Here is a 19,704-nt window from a genome sequence, read left to right as displayed (position 1 = left end):
ATCCGTCGCAAGCCTATCGTTTTGGCTCGATCAGGTCCCAGAGATTGCCGTGGAGATCGGCGAAAACCGCCACAGTGCCATAGGGCTCAACGCGGGGTGCCTCGCGGAACTCGACGCCCTTTTCGAGCATTGTCGCGTGGTCGCGGACAAAGTCGTCGGTCTCGAGGAACAAAAAGACACGGCCGCCGGCCTGGTTGCCGATGCGGCTTTCCTGCATCTCGCCGGCCGCTTCGGCCAGCAGCAGCCGCGCGCCTTGCCCGTTCGCCGGCGCCACCGTGACCCAGCGCTTGCCGCCGCCCAGATCGACGTCCTCGGTGAGCAAAAAGCCCAATTTGCCGACATACCAGGAGATCGCCTCATCGTAGTTTCGAACGACGAGCGCAACAGTGGCGACGCGTCGATTTTCGGCAAAGCCAGTCATTGGTTGCGGATCGAAAAGCGCCCGACGATACGGCGCTCGGTGGTGTCGTAGACAAAGATGGCGCGGCTGCCGTCGGCAAGCTCGGCATCGATGGAGAGGCGGTTGCCCGAGAGCGACTGGCTGACGACCTTGGCGCCGACCGGCAGCACGATGTCGCCGGTCAGTGGCTCGCCTGATGGCACCTGGATGTCGCCGGCAAGTGATGGGTTGGCGGGCGGCGGCGCGGTGCGCGTTTTGTAGACAAGGGCTGCGATCACCACCATAAGGGCAAGGAACAGCAGGCCGAGATTGATGGCGACGAAGCGGACAAGCTTCCTGCGCACTTTTTCGACCTCGGGGTCGAGCGGCTTTTCCTCGTCTTCGTCGGCAACAGCCATGGCAGAATATTCCGGAACTTTTTTCGATGAGCGCTCATAACGAAGAGGCCTCCATATTGATAGAGGATGGTTTGACAGGGGATGGATTGATGGAAGGCGGATCGCCAGACGGGGGATCGCCAAACGGGGGATCGACCGTGCTGGAGGCAGGCCCCGATGCGGCCGGCCAGCGCCTCGACCAATGGCTGGCCGGCAAGCTCGGTCCGGACATGTCGCGCAGCCGGGTGCAGATGCTGATCAGGCAGGGCGCGGTGAAGGTTGGCGGCCAGCCGGTCAGCGAGACCAAGCGCAAGATGGCGGCCGGTGACCGCGTGTCGGTCGACATGCCGGAGCCGGAGCCGGCGGAGCCGCAAGGCGAGAACATCCCGCTCGACGTCCTCTATGAGGACAGTGAATTGATCGTCATCAACAAGCCGCCAGGGCTTGTCGTCCATCCCGGCGCAGGCAACTGGACCGGCACGCTGGTCAACGCGCTGATCCACCATTGCGGCGACAGTCTTTCCGGCATCGGCGGTGTGCGGCGGCCGGGCATCGTCCACCGCCTGGACAAGGAGACCAGCGGCGTCATGGTCGTCGCCAAGACCGACCGCGCCCACAAATCATTGTCGGAGGCCTTTGCCGACCATGGCCTGACCGGCGATCTCAAACGCGCCTATCTGGCGCTGGTCTGGGGCATACCGACGAGACCGACGGGCACGGTCGACGAGCCGCTCGGTCGCGCCGCCGACCGCGTGCGCCGTGCCGTGGTGCCGGAGGGTCGCGACGATGCCCGTCACGCCGTCACGCATTTCAGCGTGATCGAGCGCTTTGGCGAGCAGCAGAAGGACTTTGCCACGGCCAGCCTGGTCGAATGCCGGCTCGAGACCGGCCGCACCCATCAGATCCGCGTCCACATGGCCCACATTGGCCACCCGGTCGTCGGCGATCCCGATTACGGCCAGGCCTTTCGCACCAAGGCGAACCGGCTGCCCGAGCCGATGAAAGGCCGGGTGAAGGCATTTCCGCGACAGGCTTTGCATGCCCGCCTCCTTGAATTTCGGCATCCGGCCACCCATCTAACGATGAGGTTCGAGGCAGCGATACCGAGCGATATGGAGGAACTCGTCGACGGCTTTCGCAAACTCTGAACCGCCTTCCACCCATTCAAAGCCAGATCGGCAAAAACCTGACCGGCGTTGTTCACTTTGGCGTGACACACTGTTTCGTGTTGAACCAAATGCTGTCCTTTCTGGTTTTGTTCCTATATACATCCGTTGTCGCGAACGAGCCTTTGGCGTTCGCGACATATGCCCGCCGCGTTTCGGGGGCACCACTCCAAAGAGAGGGGGCGCTATCATGGCCCAGTCATTACCCAGTATCGTTTCCGGCGAAGGCGGCCTCAGCCGCTACCTGGAGGAAATCCGTCGCTTTCCGATGCTTCAGCCGCAGGAAGAGTACATGCTCGCCAAGCGTTATGCCGAGCATGAGGACACCACGGCTGCGCACAAGCTCGTCACCAGCCACCTCAGGCTCGTCGCCAAGATCGCCATGGGCTATCGCGGCTACGGCCTGCCGATCGGCGAGGTGATCTCGGAAGGCAATGTCGGCCTGATGCAGGCCGTCAAGAAATTCGAACCGGAGCGCGGCTTCCGGCTCGCCACCTACGCCATGTGGTGGATCAAGGCCTCGATCCAGGAATACATCCTGCGCTCGTGGAGCCTGGTCAAGATGGGCACGACCGCCAACCAGAAGCGCCTGTTCTTCAACCTGCGCAAGGTGAAGGGCAAGATCCAGGCGCTCGACGACGGCGACTTGAAGCCCGACCAGATCGCCGAGATCGCCACCCGGCTGAACGTGTCCGAAGCCGAAGTGGTGTCGATGAATCGCCGCCTGTCGGGCGACGCCTCGCTCAACGCACCGATCCGGGCGAGCGAGGGCGAGTCCGGCGAATGGCAGGACTGGCTGGTCGACGACCACGAAAGTCAGGAAGAGATGCTGATCGAGCAGGACGAGCTGGAAAACCGGCGCGGCATGCTGTCCGGTGCTCTTGCCGTGCTCAACGAGCGCGAGCGGCGCATCTTCGAGGCGCGCCGCCTGGCCGAGGAGCCGCTGACGCTGGAAGAGTTGTCGGCCGAATTCGACATCAGCCGCGAGCGCGTGCGCCAGATCGAGGTGCGCGCCTTCGAGAAGGTGCAGGACGCCGTCAAGGCCGCCGCCAAGCGCCAGATACAGGCCCTGCGCACCATCGACGCGCAGCCGGCGGCGTAAAGCCAGCTTCGGCAACGAGATATAGCGGCGGCGCCAGGAAACTGGCGCCGCCGTTTCCTTTTGTGGGTTCGGCCAATAATGGCGGCGGCCTTCATCTTTTGACATCAGCTCCGCCCCTCATCTGAAGGGGGCTGGCCGCAACCTTGGCTCCATCTCTACGACGTTGGGAATTGGCGAAATCATCGACGAAAGCGTCTTTCTCCCCGTCACTATACGGGGAGAAATGTCCGGCAGGACAATGAGGGGCGGCGCTGACTTCCCGGAAGGCGAGCCGCCGTCTGCTAGCCCTTCAAAGGCAATCGAGCGGAAACTTCAGATACCGGCGGCCGTTGGATTCCGGTTCCGGCAGGCGCCCGCCATTCATGTTGACCTGCAGCGCGTGCAGGATCAGCCTCGGCATCGGCAGCGTCCTGTCGCGTGCCTCGCGCAACGCCACGAAATCGGCCCCTGTCCTGCAGGCGGCAACATGGATGTTCTTGGATTTCTGTTCGGCAACCGTGCTCTCCCACAAGGGTTCGCGCCCTTCCGCCTGGTAGTCATGGCCGACGAAAAGGCGTGTCTCGTCAGGTAGCGCGAGGATATCCTGGATCGAGCGCCAGAGCCGCGCGGCACTGCCGCCGGGAAAGTCCGCTCTCGCCGTGCCGCTGTCCGGCATGAACAGCGTATCGTGGACGAAGGCGGCGTCGCCGACTACATAGGTGACCGAAGCCAGCGTATGGCCAGGCGAAAACAGCACCCTCGCCGGAATGTTGCCGACCGAAAAGCTCTCGCCATCAGCGAACAGCCTGTCCCATTGCGAACCGTCCGCGGGAAAATCCGGCCAGTTGTAGATCACCTTCCACAATTTCTGGACGTCGACGACCTTCTCGCCGATCGCCGTGGGCGCCCCTGTCCTTTCGCTGAGATAATGCGCCGCCGAGAAATGGTCGGCATGGGGATGCGTGTCGAGGATCCACTCGATCTCCAGCCCGCTTTCCCCGATGAAGGCCAGTACCGCGTCGGCATTTTTCGTTGCCGTTGCGCCGGACTTCTCGTCGAAATCAAGGACCGGGTCGATGATCGCGCATCGCCGCGTCTGCGGATCGGCAACGACATATTGGATGGACCCGCTCGGCGTGTCGTAAAAGCCTGTGACCTGCGGCTTGACCGATGATGCGTCCAATCCCGGTTTCCTCAACTCGCATTGAGGCAGGAATGCTTTTCTCTGCCGTGACGAAAGAAGAGCATGATCATCCGCGAACGCGGCACCGTCAAGCACCGCATGCTCGCGCCAGCGCGAAAACCGAAAATTCTCCTGTGCTGACCCTGCCGCTCAGGCTGAGGGCTGCTTGGTCTTCCTCAGATAGGGCAGGATCGTCTCGTAGGCGCCGAAACGCTTGATTGCATCCTCGTTGGAAACCGCGGCGGTGATGATAACGTCCTCGCCCTGCTTCCAGTTCGCCGGCGTCGCCACCTGGTGCTTGGCGGTCAGCTGCATCGAATCGACCGCGCGCAGGATCTCATCGAAGTTGCGGCCGGTCGTCATCGGATAGGTGAGGACCAGCTTGATCTTCTTGTCGGGGCCGATGACGTAGACCGAACGCACCGTCGCATTGTCGGCGGGCGTGCGGCCTTCCGAGGTTTCGCCGGCACCGGCCGGCAGCATCTCGTAAAGCTTGGCGACCTTGAGGTCCTTGTCGCCGATCAGCGGATATTTCACCGAATGGCCGGTCGCCGTCTTGATGTCGTCCTGCCACTTGCCGTGGCTTTCGACCGGATCGACGGAAATGCCGATGATCTTGACGTTGCGCTTGTTGAACTCGCCTTCCAGCCCGGCCATCGTGCCGAGTTCGGTCGTGCAGACCGGCGTGAAATTCTTCGGATGGCTGAAAAGCACCGCCCAGCCGTCACCGATCCATTCGTGGAAGCTGATCGTCCCTTGCGTGGTTTCGGCCGTGAAATCCGGCGCGATATCGTTGATACGAAGGCTCATGACGTGTTCCTCCCCTGTGATTGCAGCCGGCATTGACCGACCACCGGCGCTGCTTTTGCCTTTCTACCACTCCGGTGTCGTCCTTCAAACGCCTATTGCCGCCGACGTTGGCGTCGGCCGCGAAAAATTTTCGTTCTTCTCGGCAAATGGAGCAGGAATTACGCCGCAAATGAAAGCGAGGAGGCTCAGCCCTTGTTCACCGCCAGCGTCGTCGCCAGATCCTCCATGCGCTGGGCGAGCGCGCCAAGCGCATTGGTCAGCACGGAATCGTTCTTGTCGGCCTTGGTCAGCGCGTCATCGCGCGTCTTGCGCAGCGTCAGCACTTCGCTTTCCATGCCCTTGACGCGCTTTTGCAGCTCCGAAAGCTCGTCCATGACCATGATGCCGGCCATCACGGTCAGCCGCTGGTCGCCGATCTCGCCGAACGAATCCTTCAGATGCGAGACATAGCGGTCGAAGCGCTCGGCAAGGTCGATCAGATGCTCTTCCTGGCCCTCGTCGCAGGCCATGCGATACTGCTTGCCGTCGATGGAAACCGTGACTTGTGCCATTGGGCCAGCCCCTTATCTGTCCAACACGGCGCGGATGGTTTCCATGGCGGTCACCAGCCGGCGCGACACTTCCTTGTTGGCGTCTTCCAATCGTTCGGCGCGCGCTTCGGAATTGTCGAGTTCCTGGGCCAGCCGCGAGCGGTCGGCGTTCATGCGCTGCACCTCCGCCTCGGCTTCCGTATAGTCCCGCTCGTGCTCGAGCTTGGCCGCGACGGCATTTTCCAGCCCATCGATGGCCTTACCCAGCCTGGCGATGACTTCCCTGAGTGTCGTCTCCCCGGTCATGGCTTTCGTCCTGCGCCCTGCCCATCACCGAATCATCCACGTTCATAACGCGTTACCCTTGAAAGATTACGCGCCGTGTGAAGCCAACGTCAATAAAGCTCTCGCGACTGTCCCCCGCTAACGCTAATGTAGGGTTCCTCAAGGCCCTTCTGGCGGCATCACAAGCCCGGCAAAAGCGCGCCGGTTTATTGACTAAAAAGCCGCGCCTGCTATGTGTCGCGCACCCTTTTCAAGGGCTCTCCCAAGGCCCAAACCCCCACACTGGAGGAAGCATGACCTCGCGTGAACAACATGACCGGATGGCCAACGCGATCCGTTTTCTTTCCATGGACGCCGTCGAGAACGCCCAGTCCGGCCACCCCGGCCTGCCCATGGGCTGCGCCGACATCGCCACGGTGCTGTTCACGCGCTTCCTGAAATACGATCCGAAGAACCCGCATTGGCCCGATCGCGACCGTTTCATCCTGTCGGCCGGTCACGGTTCGATGCTGCTCTATTCGCTGCTCTATCTGACCGGCTACGAGGACATCACCCTCGACCAGATCAAGCATTTCCGCCAGTTGGGGTCGAGGACGGCGGGCCATCCCGAATATGGCCATGCCGCCGGCATCGAGACGACGACCGGCCCGCTCGGCCAGGGGCTGGCCAATTCGGTCGGCTTCGCGCTCGGCGAGCGCATCATGAACGCAGCTTTCGGCAACGACCTCGTCGACCATTACACCTATGTGCTGGCGGGTGACGGCTGCCTGATGGAGGGTGTTTCCCAGGAAGCCATCGCGCTGGCGGGGCATCTCAAGCTGAACAAGCTGATCGTCTTCTGGGACAACAACAACATCTCGATCGACGGTCCGGTGTCGCTGGCCGACAACACCGATCAGGTCGCCCGCTTCCAGGCCTCCGGCTGGAACGCCAGCCACATCGACGGCCAGGATCCGGAAGCGATCGCCTATGCCATCGAGGCGGCACGCCATTCGGACAAGCCGACGATGATCGCCTGCAAGACCACCATCGGCTTCGGTGCGCCGACCAAGGCAGGCACAAACAAGGCGCACGGCTCGCCGCTCGGCGCCGAGGAAATCGCCGGGGCGAGAAAATTCTTCGGTTGGGATTCGCCCCCCTTCGAGGTTCCGGCCGACATCCTCGACGCCTGGCGCGTCGCCGGCAAGACCGGCGTCGAGGCGCGCACCGACTGGGAAGGCCGCCTCGCCAAGGCCGACGCCAAATTGAAGGGCGAGTTCGAACGTCGCATCGGTGGCACTCTGCCGGCGAATTTCGACGCCGTCATCACCGACTACAAGAAGAAGCTCAGCCAGGACAAGCCGAAGGTCGCCACCCGCAAATCGTCGGAGATGGCGCTCGAAATCATCAACGGAGCCGTGCCGGAAACCATCGGCGGCTCGGCCGACCTGACCGGCTCCAACAACACCAAGACCAGCCAGACCAAGAACATCACATCGGACGACTACGGCCAGCGCTACATCCACTACGGGATCCGCGAGCATGGCATGGCGGCCGCGCTCAACGGACTGACGCTGCATGGCGGCATCATCCCCTATGGCGGCACCTTCATGTGCTTTTCCGACTATGCCCGTCCGTCGATGCGGCTTGCCTCGCTGATGAGCATCCGCTCGATCTTCGTCATGACCCATGATTCCATCGGTCTCGGCGAAGACGGCCCGACCCATCAACCGGTGGAGCATCTGGCCGCATTGCGAGCCATTCCGAACCACAATGTCTTCCGCCCGGCCGACGCGGTCGAGACCGCCGAATGCTGGCAACTGGCCATCGAACAGGAAAAGACGCCTTCGACGCTGGCGCTGACCCGGCAGAACCTGCCGATGGTGCGCAACGACTTCGTCGCGGAGAACCTCAGCCGCCAGGGCGCCTATGAACTGGCCGCCGCCAATGGCGACGCGGCGGTGACGATCTTCGCTTCGGGCTCCGAGGTCGAGATCGCGCTGGCGGCGCGCGAAGCACTGGAGAAGCACGGTCATCCGACCCGCGTCGTCTCTGTGCCGTGCTTCGAATTGTTCGACAAGCAGAGCGCCGACTATCGCAAGAAGACGATCGGCAACGCGCCGGTCAAGATCGCCGTCGAAGCCGGCATCCGCCAGGGCTGGGATCATTTCATCGGCACCGACGGCATCTTCATCGGCATGACCGGTTTCGGCGCCTCTGGTACGATCGAACAGCTCTATCCGCATTTCGGCATCACCGCCGAAGCGACGGTGAAGGCGGCGGAAGCCCGCCTGCACGGCGAGTGAACCCTTTGCTCGGGCGGCGAAACCGCGGACATGATGTCGCGGGGCTAGTCCGAGCTTAATCGATTTAACTCCAGTCGCCGACGGCTGGATTCTTTTCATGTCCGCCGCTATGAAACTGCGGGCACCAACTCCCAGGGAGAGACAAATGACCGTCAGAGTTGCCATCAACGGATTTGGCCGCATCGGCCGCAACATCCTGCGCGCCATCCACGAGTCCGGCCGCAAGGATATCGATGTCGTCGCCGTCAACGACCTCGGCCCGGTCGAGACCAATGCGCATCTGCTGCGCTACGACAGCGTGCATGGCCGCTTCCCGCATGAAGTGACGGTTGACGGCGACCAGATCACCGTCGGCAAGGAAAAATTCAAGGTCACCGCGATCAAGGACCCGACGCAGCTGCCGTGGAAGGAACTCGGCATCGACATAGCGCTCGAATGCACCGGCATCTTCACCGCCCGCGACAAGGCTGCCACGCACCTGACCGCCGGCGCCAAGCGTGTCCTCGTCTCGGCGCCTGCCGAGGGCGCCGACCTCACCGTCGTCTATGGCATCAACCACGACAAGCTGACCAAGGACCACGTCGTCATTTCGAATGCCTCCTGCACCACCAACTGCCTGGCGCCGCTGGCAGCCGTGCTGCATGAGGCCGTCGGCATCGAGAAGGGCATGATGACGACGATCCACTCCTACACCGGCGACCAGCCGACGCTGGACACCATGCACAAGGATCTCTACCGCGCCCGCGCCGCGGCGCTGTCGCAGATCCCGACCTCGACCGGTGCGGCCAAGGCGATCGGCCTGGTGCTGCCCGACCTCAAGGGCAAGCTCGACGGCATCTCCATCCGCGTGCCGACCCCGAACGTCTCGGTCGTCGATTTCAAATTCATCGCCAAGCGCGCGACCACGGTGCAGGAGATCAACGAGGCGGTGATCGCCGCCTCCAACGGCAAGCTGAAGGGCATTCTCGCCGTCACCCATCATCCGAACGTGTCGATCGACTTCAACCACGATCCGCATTCCTCGATCATGGCGCTCGACCAGACCAAGGTCATGGACGGCAACTTCGTTTCGGTGCTGTCCTGGTACGACAACGAATGGGGTTTTTCCAACCGCATGTCTGACACCGCCGTCGCCTTCGGCAAGACCATCGCCTGATTGGAAAACAACCATCGTCTCGTGGTACGAAACGCCCGGCTTCGTCCGGGCGTTTTTCGTTGGAGATTGGCCTGAACGGCGATCGCGCTTCGTCATCCTGAGGACGCCGCAACCCCGCTTCGCGGCTGCTCCGCCCTAGGATGACGACGTTGGAGTGGCATAGGGCAAAAAACCACCCTCCCGCCTTGCACTGGTCATGTCTTCGCCTCACTCTCCCGTAAAGCGAGTGGAATACGAATTCGAGGGGGCAATTGGCGGATGGAGCATACGATCTATCTCGTGACGCTGGTCGGCGCCGCACTGATCGTTGCCGCCGCGTTTTCGAGCCTGATCGCCTTCCGCTTCGGCGCCCCTCTCTTGCTGCTGTTTCTCTGCATCGGCCTGGCCACGGGAAGCGACGGCCTCGGCATCCAATTCGACAATGCACGGCTGGCTTATTTTGCCGGCTCACTGGCGCTGGCGGTCATCCTGTTCGATTCCGGTTTCGGCACGCCGCTCAACGCCTTGCGCCAGGCGGCCGGACCGGCGCTGTCGCTGGCGACCGTCGGCGTTCTTTTGACCACCGGCCTGTTCGGCGCCGCCGCCTACTATCTGCTCGATCTCAGCTGGCTGGAATCCCTCCTGCTCGGCGCCGCGGTCGCCTCTACCGACGCCGCAGCGGTCTTCTTCCTGTTGCGCGCCGGCGAGATCAATCTGCGCGAGCGCGTGCGTTCCACGCTCGAGGTGGAATCCGGCACCAATGACCCGATCGCCATCTTCCTGACCATCACCCTGGTGGAGATCATCGCCGTCAACGCCAATCCCGAGGCCAGGGTGCTGGCTACCGACCTCGCCCTCGGCTTCCTTCTCAACATGGGGCTTGGCGCCATCGTCGGCATTTTCGGCGGCCTCGCCATCGTGCGCCTCGTCGAGCGGCTCAATCTCGACCACGGACTGCTACCGATCTTCGTGCTGACACTGTCGCTGATGGTATTCGCCGCCGCCGGCGCCATTGGCGGCTCCGGCTTTCTGGCCGTCTATCTCGCCGGCCTGATATCAGGCAATTCCGACATCCGCGCCGTCACCATCCTCAAGCGCTTCCAGGACGGCATGTCGTGGCTGGCACAGATCATCATGTTCCTGATCCTCGGCCTGTTCGCGACGCCCTCGCAATTTCCGGCGATCCTGCTGCCGGCGGTGCTGCTGGGCCTGTTCCTGATATTCGTGGCGCGGCCGATCGCCGTCTGGCTCTGCCTGATGCCGTTCCGCCTGCCGCGCCCGGAAGTCGCCTTCGTCTCATGGGTGGGCCTGCGTGGCGCCGTGTCGATCCTGCTCGCCATCACGCCGCTGCTTGGCGGCCTTGAGAACGGTCGCCTCATCTTCAACACCGCCTTCATCGTCGTGCTGGTATCGCTGGTCGTTCAGGGATGGACCGTCGGACCGCTGGCGCGCCGCCTCGGCCTGATCGTGCCGGCCCGCCTGGGCCCGCTGGACAAGGTCGAACTCGAATTGCCGGGCTCCGCCCATCACGAGCTTCTCGCCTATCGCGTAGCACCTGGCAGCCCGGTGGCGCGTGGTGAGCGCATCCCACGCTGGGCACGGCCCTCGCTGGTGCTGCGCGACGGGCGCTCGATGCGCTTCCAGGACATGGGCAGGCTCGCCGCCGGCGATCATGTCTACATCTTCGTGCCGGATCGCTATCCAGGCCTGCTCGACAAGCTGTTCGCCAGCCGCGCCGTGGTCGATCCCGAGGATGCGGACTTCTTCGGTGCCTTCGCCGTCGATCCGGCGCGCTCCGCCGCGGAACTGGAAGCGGCTTACGCGCCGGGCCTGACCGAGGAGGAACGCAAGCTGACCGTCGGCGACCTGGTGACGGAGCGGCTCGGCGGCCATGCCGAATATGCCGACCGCGTGCTGCTTGGCCCGATCGAGCTGATCGTCCGCGACGTCGACGACAAGGGCAAGATCACTGGCCTCGGTCTTTCCCTCGAGCCGACGGCGCCGATGGCTCGGGTGCCTGTGTTCCTGAGTGCTGGCGAGATCGGCGACCGCATCGTTGCCTTTGTCCGCAAGTGGCGCAAGCGGACCAAAAAGCAGAATGCCGAAGCGCCGGCGGACCCGGAACCGGCTCCACAGCCGGTGGTGGAAAAGGCAATCGACGAGGGCTGACGGCTCCCGACACGGGCTGTGGTCATATTTTCCGCGTAGCACCATTGCAGGTCTTGCATCGTCGTTGATGCGGGGTAAGGTCCCCGCGATTTTTCGCGAAAGGGAACAGCATGGTCGGCTTCAAGACACTGGACGACATCGGCAATATCGATGGCAAGCGCGTGCTGGTGCGCGTCGACCTCAACGTTCCCGTCACTGAGGGCAAGGTCACCGACGCCACGCGCATCGAGCGCATCGCACCGACCATCGCAGAGCTTTCCGGCAAGGGCGCCAAGGTCATCCTGCTTGCCCATTTCGGCCGGCCAAAGGACGGGCCGTCGCCCGAATTCTCGCTTGAGCCGATCGCCAAGGCGACCGCGGACGTGCTCGGCCGCCCTGTCGGCTTTGCGCCGGACTGCATCGGCGACAAGGCCGCAAGCGCCGTCGCCGCTATGGACAACGGCGACGTGCTGCTGCTCGAAAACACCCGCTTCTACAAGGCCGAGGAGAAGAACGACCCGGATTTCACCGAAAAGCTCGCCGCCAATGGCGACATCTTCGTCAACGACGCCTTTTCCGCCGCCCACCGCGCGCATTCGTCGACGGAGGGGCTTGCGCACCTGCTGCCGGCCTTCGCCGGCCGCACCATGCAGGCCGAGCTCGACGCGCTGGAAAAGGGCCTCGGCAATCCGGCCCGACCTGTCGTCGCCATCGTCGGCGGCGCCAAGGTCTCCAGCAAGATCGACCTGCTGATGAACCTAGTGAAGAAGGTCGACGCGCTGGTGATCGGCGGCGGCATGGCCAACACCTTCCTCGCCGCGCGCGGCACCGACGTCGGAAGATCGCTGTGCGAACATGATCTCGCCAAGACCGCCAAGCAGATCATGATCGAGGCGGCCGAAGCCGGCTGCGCCATCATCCTGCCGGTCGACGGTGTCGTCGCCAGGGAATTCAAGGCGGGCGCCGCCAGCGAAACCGTCGCCATATCGGAGGTGCCGGCCGACGGCATGATCCTCGATGTCGGCGAAACGACCGTGAAGACCGTTGCCGACTGGATCGACCGCGCCGCGACGCTGGTCTGGAACGGTCCGCTTGGCGCCTTCGAGATCGAGCCGTTCGACCGCGCGACGGTGGCGGCGGCCAGGCACGCCGCGGCCCGCACCAAGGCCGGCAAACTGATCTCGGTCGCCGGCGGCGGCGACACGGTGGCCGCCCTCAACCATGCCGGCGCCGCCGACGACTTCACCTATGTCTCGACCGCCGGCGGCGCCTTCCTGGAATGGATGGAAGGCAAGCCGCTGCCCGGTGTCGATGTGTTGAAGGGCTGAGGCGAGAGGCGAACGAGGGCGTTTGCGCTTTTCAATCGATTCGAGCTTTCCGCTCGGAATGGTTCGACTTGAACCTGCCTTGCTCTGGTGGTCTGCTGGATACGGACAAACCGTTTCTTCAGGAGAAGCACAATGAGCGAACGTCTCGAGGACATTGCCGCCGCGATGGTGGCCGACGGCAAGGGCCTTTTGGCCGCCGACGAAAGCTCCGGCACCATCAAGAAGCGTTTCGACGTCATCGGCGTCGAATCGACCGCCGACAGCCGCCGCGACTATCGCGAGATGATGTTCCGCGCCAAGGAGGCGATGACCAGATACATATCCGGCGTCATCCTCTACGACGAGACCATCCGCCAGAAGGCCGCCGACGGCACGCCGCTGGTCGACATCATCAAGGCGACCGGCGCCATCCCCGGCATCAAGGTCGATGCCGGCGCCAAGCCTCTGGCCGGGTTCCCCGGCGACACCATCACCGAAGGCCTCGACGGCCTGCGCGAGCGCCTGGCCGACTATTACAAGCTCGGCGCCCGTTTCGCCAAATGGCGCGCAGTGATCGACATCGACGTCGCCAAGGGCGTGCCGTCCGCCACGTCGATCGGCTCGAACGCCCATGCGCTCGCCCGCTATGCCGCGCTCTGCCAGGAAGCCGGCATCGTGCCGATCGTCGAGCCGGAAGTGCTGATGGACGGCGCCCACGACATCGGCGCTTGCTACGAGATCAGCAAGGCGACGCTGACGAAACTTTACACCGAGCTCTACGCGGCCCGCGTCGTCCTCGAAGGCACCATCCTGAAGCCGAACATGGTTCTCGCCGGCAAGAAGTCGGGCAAGGTGAGCAGCCCCGCGGAGGTCGCCGAAAAGACCATTAAACTGTTCCGCGAGACGGTGCCGGCAGCGGTGGGGGGCATCGCCTTTCTCTCCGGCGGACAATCGGACGAGGAAGCGACCGCCAACCTCAACGCCATCAACGCCATCGGCCCGCATCCGTGGAAATTGACCTTCTCCTACGGCCGCGCCTTGCAGGCGGCGCCACAGAAGGCATGGAGCGGCAAGGCGGCCAACGTCGCCGCCGCCCAGGCCGCCTTCGCCCACCGCGCCCACATGAACCATCTGGCCGCGCTTGGAAAATGGCAGCCGGAACTGGAACAGGCCGCCTGACCGTTTTTTTCTTCGTCCGAACCTGGGCGATATGGCCCAGGTTCCATCTGCTCCAAAATACTCCAAAAAACGCGATGGCCGTGTCGGCTTGCGTCGAGCCCAAACGTCCTTGGGGCTCAACGAGGAGCAGGCTCATGCCAAACAACAAGATCGTTTCACGGGAAGACTGGTTCCAGGCGCACAAGGCGCATCTGGCCCGCGAAAAGGAATTGACGCGCTTTCGCGACCGCGTCGCCGCCGAACGGCGCGAATTGCCCTGGCTGAAGATCAGGAAGGACTATGTCTTCGAGACCGAACAGGGCCCGAAGAAACTGGCCGACCTGTTCGGAGGCGCAAGCCAGCTGATTGTCTACCACTTCATGTTCGGGCCGGGTGCCGACTATCGTTGCGAAGGCTGTTCCTTCCTTGCCGACCACATTGACGGCGCCAACCAGCACCTCAAGCACCACGATGTGTCGCTGGTCGTGATCTCGCGCGCGCCGTTGGCTGAATTTCTGCCCTACAGGCAGCGCATGGTCTGGAAATTCGACTGGGTGTCGTCCTACACCTCGGACTTCAACTTCGACATGCAGGTTTCCTTCACCGACAAGCAGATCGCGGACGGCGATACGACCTACAATTTCGAGCAGCGCGCGCGGAAATCGAAGGACCTTCCCGGTACCAGCGTGTTCTACAGGGACGAGAAAGGCGACATCTTCCTGACCTTCATGTCGCGTTCCAGGGGCGGCGATCCGCTGATCGGCGCTTATCACTATCTCGACCTGACGCCGAAAGGGCGCAACGAGACCGGCCCCTACCACAGCCTGATGGACTGGGTACGGCTGCACGATGAATATGCGGACAGGCCCGAGATGCAGGACGCCTGTTGCCATTGACGGCGGACGCAGGGTCTTTCGCCTTAGGCCCGACATGCGCTAAGTGCTGCTCGCTATCCCATTAACGGACTTGCCCATTAACGGTTTGCGATGCAGCGCTTTCTGACCCTCCTCACCTGGCTCGCCTTTCCTGTCTATGTCTGGCAGGGGCTCGGCGTGCGCCGCCGCACCACCCGCATGCTTCCTGCGCAAGGTCCAGTCATGCACGAGATATCGGGCCAGGCGCCAGCGGTCTCGCTTCTGATGCTTGGCGATTCTTCCGCCGCCTCGGTCGGCATCGGCAATTCCGAGTACGGGCTGGCCGCGCAACTGGCCGATCTGATCTCGAAACGCACTGGCCGTGCGGTGCGCTGGCGGGCAGCCGGCTTCAACTCGGCAACCTCAGGCCAGATCCGCGATCATGTGCTGCCCAATCTGTCGGCCGATCCGTGGACGCACATCGTGCTCGCCATCGGCACCAACGACACCAAGAACTTTCACTCGGTGCCACGCTTCAAGAGGGAGTTTGGCGGCCTGCTCTACGCGCTGCGCGCCAAATGGCCGGAGGCGCGCGTGGTGTGGTCGCCGGTGCTGGAATTCACCCGGGCGCCGGCAATGCCGCCGCTGCTCGGAACGATCCTGGAAATCCGCGCCGCCGAGATGAACCGCATGGGCGAGCGCCTTTGCCTCGAACGCGGGGCGGTGCCGGCACCGCGCCTGCCGATCACCGATGCCGAGGCCGGTTTTGCGTCCGACGGATTTCATGCTTCGGAAGCCGGTTACCGGGCCTGGGCGGAACATCTCGTCGGCCTGGTGCTGGATGAGAAACGTCCGGCGTAGCCGGTGAAACGCCAACGATTTGGCTTGCTCGAGTTGCGAACGGTGAAAGTCGGTCCGCCTTCAGGCGGAACGAAACGTCCCGTTTCGAAGAACTTGAACGGCCAGGAGCCATAGCGCCGGGGGGCGGCCTCCGATCTACGTCCAATGTCCCAGCGCCGCTGTTAAGGAAATCGCCGCCATGGCCAGCACCGCCAGCTTCCAGAAATCGCTGCGCCGCTTCAGCCCCGGCAAGCCGAGCGGCTTGATCATCTGGATGACCATCATGGCGACGATGACGAGCGCGAGGAATTTCGACATGCTGCCTTTGACCAGCATCGCGGCCAACTGTCAAAGCGCTCCTTGCGCTCTTCCCTGGTCACTATTCACGACGGGATCAAAGCGGACAGGCGCTATGCTGGACTGCGAAACGGCCAAACCTGGCGCGCTCGCCAAAGACCGCACACCCCTCCTGACAGACTGCTGTCAGGAGGGGTGTGCGATAGTGTCTCCATCGAAAGAGAGGAGACCAGTCATGAACGGTTTTACCATTCTGCGCAGCGTGCAGCACTATGTCGGCAAGATCCGGACTATGCGCAACGAGATTCGCACTCAGCGTTTCATGAATGCGTTGCCGCAGAGCATCCGCAAGGACATCGGTTGGCCGGATAATTACGAAGGCCGCCACAATCGCGGATGATTTTTTCGCGGCAACGGTTGGACGCGGACGCCGCAGCGCCCAGATAATAGGTCCGGCGAGCCGAAAGACGGAGCAGGAAATGTCCGAACAGAAGACCATCGGCATTCTTTTCATCGATCGCTTCGCCGACTGGGAATACGGCTTGCTGGCGGCTTCGGCGGTCGAATGGTTCGGCGCACGCGCGGTGTCGCTGACGCCGGACGGCAAGCCTGTGAGGTCGGCCAGCGGATTTCTGCTGACGCCCGACCGCTCCGCCGAGGTCGACGAGAATACCGATCTCGATGCCGTCGCCGTCATCGGTTCCGACCAATGGGTCGATGCGCCGCCGGACGTCTCAGCACTGCTGACAGCGATTGCTGCGCGCGGCGGCGTGGTCGGTGGCATCTGCGCCGGCACGTTGGCGCTGGCGCGTGCCGGCCTCTTCGAAAAGGCAGTGCACACCAGCAATGGTCGTGAGTGGATCAATGAAAAGGAACAGGGTTACGCTGGCGCCCAGAACTATCAGGACGTGCCCCATGCCGTCGCTGACAGTCGCATCGTGTCCGCGCCGGGTTCGGCTCCGGGCACCTTCGCCCTTGCTTATTTGAAGACGCTCTATCCCCAGAGAAGCAGCGACCTCGCGCAGATGCGTACGCTGTTCGCCAAGGAGTATGCTGAAGGGGAATATGCTGAAGCCTCCTGACAGTATGGTGTCAGGAGCGGCGTGCAATAGTGCGACAGTATCAGGAGACAGACATGGCCTTCATCCCTGCAAAAGCCTCGGCTTGGTTCGAGATCCCTGTTACCGATATGGATCGGGCGCGCGCCTTTTATGCATCGGTGCTTCAGAACGATCCCGTTCTGGAGGAGAGCGGCCCAAACCCGATTGCCATGTTCGCCGCGCAGGACCGCATGGCATCCGGGCACGTCTACCCCGGAAAACCCGCGGCACCGGGAACCGGCCCGACAATCCATCTGTCGGTTGCCGCACCGATCGAGGACGCCATGGAACGGGTGAGGCAGAGCGGCGGCCAGGTTGTCTCGCCGGCGATCTCTATTCCGGCCGGCACATTCGCCTATTGCCTCGACCCGGACGGCAACAGCTTTGGGCTCTTCGTCTAGGTGCCGCATGGTAAAGAGCTGGAGCGAAAGGCTGAACACATCGGGCACCAACGGCATCAAGCCGTCGCCGCGCACTGTTGGCGACGTCGTCGAGGGCCAGTCGATGCTGGTGCCGACAGCCCGGCAGGTCGATGATTTCATCCGCTCTATCCCAAAGGGCGTGGACGTGGACGTCCGCGCATTGCGCACCGCGCTCGCCATCGAGCACGGTGCCGAAGTGACATGCCCGGTCACGGTCGGCTATCATCTGCGCACCGTCGCCGAGGCCGCCAACGAGGATCTGGAGCGCGGCATGACGCTGAGCGACATTGCGCCGTTCTGGCGGGTGCTGGACGCAAAGACGCCGACAACAGGGAAATTGTCCTTCGGCGCGGCATTCGTCGCCGCGCAGCGCAAGCGCGAAGGGCTCGAACCATAGAAATCGAGGGACCGTACGATGCGCCGCGCCGACAGGCTCTTCCAGATCGTGCAGCATCTGCGCGGTGGCCGTCTGGTCACCGCCCAGAAGCTTGGCACGTGGCTCGAGGTTTCCGAGCGAACCATCTACCGCGACATCGCCGACCTGCAGTCGACCGGCGTGCCGATCGACGGCGAGGCCGGCGTCGGCTACATGATGAGGGAGGGTTTCGACCTTCCGCCGTTGATGTTCACGCGTGACGAGATCGTCGCGCTGGTCGCCGGCGCCCGTATGGTGCGCGCCTTTGGCGGTGCCGCCATGGCGCGGGCCGCCGACGAGGCGCTGGTCAAGATCGGTGCCGTGCTGCCCGATGCCGAAAAGGACCGCATCGCCCGCACCGAAATCCACACGCCGATGTGGGTGGTGAGCGATGCCGCCCGCGAGGCGATCGACCTGATCGAGCGCGCGGTGGAGAAACGCCAGGTGCTGACCATCGACTACTCCGACGAAGCAGGCCGCGGCACCGCGCGCGACATCAGGCCATTGGGCCTGTGGTTCTGGGGCAAGGTGTGGACGCTGGTCGCCTGGTGCGAGATGCGCGACGATTTCCGCGCTTTCCGGATCGATCGCATCGCTTCGGTGGTCATTGCCGGCCGCGTCTTCAAGCCGGAGCGCGGCAAGCAACTCGCCGACTTCTATCGCGCGGTGGAGCGCAGCGAGGACTACGGCATGAGACCGGACCGGGCTGCGCGAACCTGACACGCGCGAGTTTGCGTCAAAAATGCCCGCTTGAGGCGGGCTGTGTGAAAACGTTGACGGGCCCGCGACAGCGCGGGGTAGCCTGGCATATCCTTCTGCAGCTTCGACGGCACAAGCGCCTAATGGTACAGGAAGAGCGGCTGCCGGGCTTCGGTCAGAACCGCACGCGTGCATGAGCCGAATATCTCGCGAATACCGCTATGGCCGTAAGCACCCATGACGATCATGCCGGCGCCCAACACCTTCGCCGTCCCGAGGATCGCTTCCGCCGGCGTGCCGGCTTGCCTATCGCCCAGTCCCACTCCTTTTACCCACGCGATCCCGTGCCGACGGAGCAGCGCGCAGGCGCGCTCAGCCTCGGCGGCGGCTTGCAGTTCGGACCTGTTGTCCTGGGTCAGAATATGCACCTCCCGCTCCGCCGCGATGCCAAGGAGTGCCAACATATGGAGGGTGCGGGAAGCGGCGGCGCTTCCATCGAAAGCAACCAACAGAGGGGCGGTGTCGTTCTCGGCCTGACCGCCCTCATCAGCATCCGGAACCATCACAACGGGCCTCAACCCGCTGCGAAAGATGCGATCCACGCAGAGCGGAATTCTGTCGAGCTCTCCCTCGACGTCGAAAAGGCTGTTCCGTCCCACGACCACCAGATCGTGCTCGATGGATTCGATGCCGATGCTTGAAAGCGCATCGGCATCGATCCGCTTGGTGGAAAATGTTATGCCCGCCCGCCGCGCATCCGAACTGAACGCATGCAGAACGGTATCGATGCGTTCGTCAGCGCTATTCAGTAGTTTGAGGTCAAATTCCCTTTTGTAGGCAAGTCCGCCTACCGGGACTGGCTGCGGGCGCTGGATCCAGTCGGAATTAACAACACCCAGTCCCTCCACATTTGCGCTCAGACGACCGGCCAGGCGAAGCGCGAAACTGGCGCCGGCGATGCTCGAGCTTGAGCCATCCAGGGCAACGAGAATACTTTTGAGCATGTGAACACCCTTGTCGGAAAGTAGCGTAGGGTAGCCAAGACCAGCGTTTTCTCCTTGACTTGCATCAAAATCGGCGGGGCCAACAAAGTTGCTCGCCTTCCGCCTCCCCATGATGGTGTCCTCCGCCAAGCCTTACTCCACCCAAGCCTTCGATCGCCACGGCACCCCTTAGTGGGATGAGGAACGCGCGCCGGCTTGATTCAAGACA

The 19,704-nt window shown here is 63.2% G+C and carries 22 protein-coding genes; 14 read left to right on the top strand and 8 right to left on the bottom strand.

Annotated elements, in window-relative coordinates; translation table 11 throughout:
* Positions 1-13 precede the first annotated feature (13 nt).
* Both IQ26_RS00775 and IQ26_RS00770 read right to left on the bottom strand, forming a co-directional pair.
* Positions 14-421: a VOC family protein gene (locus tag IQ26_RS00775; protein WP_145711340.1), complete on the bottom strand. Its 408-nt coding sequence runs from the start codon at positions 419-421 to the stop codon at positions 14-16.
* Entirely contained in the window at positions 418-798 is a 381-nt protein-coding gene (locus IQ26_RS00770) for a fimbrial protein (RefSeq protein WP_145711338.1), read from the bottom strand. The genes IQ26_RS00775 and IQ26_RS00770 overlap by 4 nt, the downstream gene beginning before the upstream one ends.
* Before the next feature lie 26 nt (positions 799-824).
* Here IQ26_RS00770 and IQ26_RS00765 point away from each other — a divergent pair, with 26 nt between their 5' ends.
* Both IQ26_RS00765 and rpoH read left to right on the top strand, forming a co-directional pair.
* Positions 825-1,925 carry an RluA family pseudouridine synthase gene (locus IQ26_RS00765; protein ID WP_145711336.1) on the top strand — a complete coding sequence of 367 codons (1,101 nt, stop codon included), beginning with the start codon at positions 825-827 and terminating at the stop codon, positions 1,923-1,925.
* A gap of 208 nt (positions 1,926-2,133) precedes the next feature.
* A complete protein-coding gene (gene rpoH / locus IQ26_RS00760; protein WP_145711334.1) occupies positions 2,134-3,045 on the top strand; it encodes an RNA polymerase sigma factor RpoH in 912 nt (303 codons plus the stop codon).
* Between the two features lie 289 nt (positions 3,046-3,334).
* On the opposite strand, the gene IQ26_RS00755 is transcribed toward rpoH, so the two are convergent.
* From IQ26_RS00755 to IQ26_RS00740, 4 genes are all read right to left on the bottom strand, one after another.
* A complete protein-coding gene (locus IQ26_RS00755) occupies positions 3,335-4,207 on the bottom strand; it encodes an MBL fold metallo-hydrolase (RefSeq protein WP_145711332.1) in 873 nt (290 codons plus the stop codon).
* 150 nt (positions 4,208-4,357) lie between these two features.
* On the bottom strand, positions 4,358-5,017 hold the full coding sequence (locus IQ26_RS00750) for a peroxiredoxin (RefSeq protein ID WP_126035289.1): 660 nt from the start codon (positions 5,015-5,017) through the stop codon (positions 4,358-4,360).
* 185 nt (positions 5,018-5,202) lie between these two features.
* Positions 5,203-5,568 carry a cell division protein ZapA gene (locus tag IQ26_RS00745; protein WP_145711330.1) on the bottom strand — a complete coding sequence of 122 codons (366 nt, stop codon included), beginning with the start codon at positions 5,566-5,568 and terminating at the stop codon, positions 5,203-5,205.
* A gap of 12 nt (positions 5,569-5,580) precedes the next feature.
* Positions 5,581-5,853 carry a DUF4164 domain-containing protein gene (locus IQ26_RS00740; RefSeq protein WP_126035294.1) on the bottom strand — a complete coding sequence of 91 codons (273 nt, stop codon included), beginning with the start codon at positions 5,851-5,853 and terminating at the stop codon, positions 5,581-5,583.
* A gap of 272 nt (positions 5,854-6,125) precedes the next feature.
* On the opposite strand from IQ26_RS00740, the gene tkt reads away from it, so the two are divergent.
* The 7 genes from tkt (at position 6,126) to IQ26_RS00705 (ending at position 15,580) form a co-directional block, all read left to right on the top strand.
* The gene (gene tkt, locus IQ26_RS00735; RefSeq protein WP_145711328.1) at positions 6,126-8,117 is read left to right on the top strand and encodes a transketolase; all 1,992 of its coding nucleotides are present in this window, start codon (positions 6,126-6,128) and stop codon (positions 8,115-8,117) included.
* 145 nt (positions 8,118-8,262) lie between these two features.
* The gene (gene gap, locus IQ26_RS00730; RefSeq protein WP_145711326.1) at positions 8,263-9,273 is read left to right on the top strand and encodes a type I glyceraldehyde-3-phosphate dehydrogenase; all 1,011 of its coding nucleotides are present in this window, start codon (positions 8,263-8,265) and stop codon (positions 9,271-9,273) included.
* Between the two features lie 258 nt (positions 9,274-9,531).
* Positions 9,532-11,421, top strand: a complete 1,890-nt coding sequence (locus tag IQ26_RS00725) for a potassium/proton antiporter (RefSeq protein WP_145711324.1) — start codon at positions 9,532-9,534, stop codon at positions 11,419-11,421.
* A gap of 110 nt (positions 11,422-11,531) precedes the next feature.
* Entirely contained in the window at positions 11,532-12,728 is a 1,197-nt protein-coding gene (locus IQ26_RS00720) for a phosphoglycerate kinase (RefSeq protein WP_145711322.1), read from the top strand.
* Positions 12,729-12,860: 132 nt separating this feature from the next.
* Positions 12,861-13,886 (top strand): class I fructose-bisphosphate aldolase, encoded by a 1,026-nt coding sequence (locus IQ26_RS00715; RefSeq protein WP_145711320.1) that lies wholly within the window; start codon positions 12,861-12,863, stop codon positions 13,884-13,886.
* A gap of 134 nt (positions 13,887-14,020) precedes the next feature.
* Complete coding sequence (locus tag IQ26_RS00710) at positions 14,021-14,761, top strand: DUF899 domain-containing protein (protein WP_145711319.1); 741 nt, start codon at positions 14,021-14,023, stop codon at positions 14,759-14,761.
* A gap of 90 nt (positions 14,762-14,851) precedes the next feature.
* On the top strand, positions 14,852-15,580 hold the full coding sequence (locus tag IQ26_RS00705; protein WP_145711316.1) for an SGNH/GDSL hydrolase family protein: 729 nt from the start codon (positions 14,852-14,854) through the stop codon (positions 15,578-15,580).
* Positions 15,581-15,715: 135 nt separating this feature from the next.
* Here the strand turns inward: IQ26_RS00705 and IQ26_RS00700 are convergent, their stop codons facing one another.
* Positions 15,716-15,904: a hypothetical protein gene (locus IQ26_RS00700; RefSeq protein ID WP_162457827.1), complete on the bottom strand. Its 189-nt coding sequence runs from the start codon at positions 15,902-15,904 to the stop codon at positions 15,716-15,718.
* A 187-nt stretch (positions 15,905-16,091) separates the two neighbouring features.
* On the opposite strand from IQ26_RS00700, the gene IQ26_RS39625 reads away from it, so the two are divergent.
* The 5 genes from IQ26_RS39625 (at position 16,092) to IQ26_RS00675 (ending at position 18,513) form a co-directional block, all read left to right on the top strand.
* Entirely contained in the window at positions 16,092-16,256 is a 165-nt protein-coding gene (locus IQ26_RS39625) for a hypothetical protein (RefSeq protein WP_145711314.1), read from the top strand.
* Between the two features lie 79 nt (positions 16,257-16,335).
* Positions 16,336-16,938 (top strand): DJ-1/PfpI family protein, encoded by a 603-nt coding sequence (locus IQ26_RS00690; RefSeq protein ID WP_145711312.1) that lies wholly within the window; start codon positions 16,336-16,338, stop codon positions 16,936-16,938.
* Between the two features lie 53 nt (positions 16,939-16,991).
* Positions 16,992-17,357 (top strand): VOC family protein, encoded by a 366-nt coding sequence (locus tag IQ26_RS00685; RefSeq protein ID WP_145711310.1) that lies wholly within the window; start codon positions 16,992-16,994, stop codon positions 17,355-17,357.
* Positions 17,358-17,364: 7 nt separating this feature from the next.
* Positions 17,365-17,775, top strand: a complete 411-nt coding sequence (locus IQ26_RS00680; RefSeq protein WP_145711308.1) for a hypothetical protein — start codon at positions 17,365-17,367, stop codon at positions 17,773-17,775.
* Positions 17,776-17,793: 18 nt separating this feature from the next.
* Positions 17,794-18,513, top strand: coding sequence for a helix-turn-helix transcriptional regulator (locus IQ26_RS00675; protein WP_145711306.1), 720 nt, complete (start codon positions 17,794-17,796; stop codon positions 18,511-18,513).
* A 119-nt stretch (positions 18,514-18,632) separates the two neighbouring features.
* Here the strand turns inward: IQ26_RS00675 and IQ26_RS00670 are convergent, their stop codons facing one another.
* On the bottom strand, positions 18,633-19,625 hold the full coding sequence (locus IQ26_RS00670; protein WP_240546941.1) for a universal stress protein: 993 nt from the start codon (positions 19,623-19,625) through the stop codon (positions 18,633-18,635).
* Between the last annotated feature and the right edge of the window lie 79 nt (positions 19,626-19,704).

The sequence above is a fragment of the Mesorhizobium tianshanense genome, assembly GCF_007830515.1.
Classification (GTDB): Bacteria; Pseudomonadota; Alphaproteobacteria; order Rhizobiales; family Rhizobiaceae; genus Mesorhizobium; species Mesorhizobium tianshanense.
The sequence above is the reverse complement of the archived record's forward strand: the minus strand, read 5'-3'. Positions and strand labels throughout refer to the sequence as shown.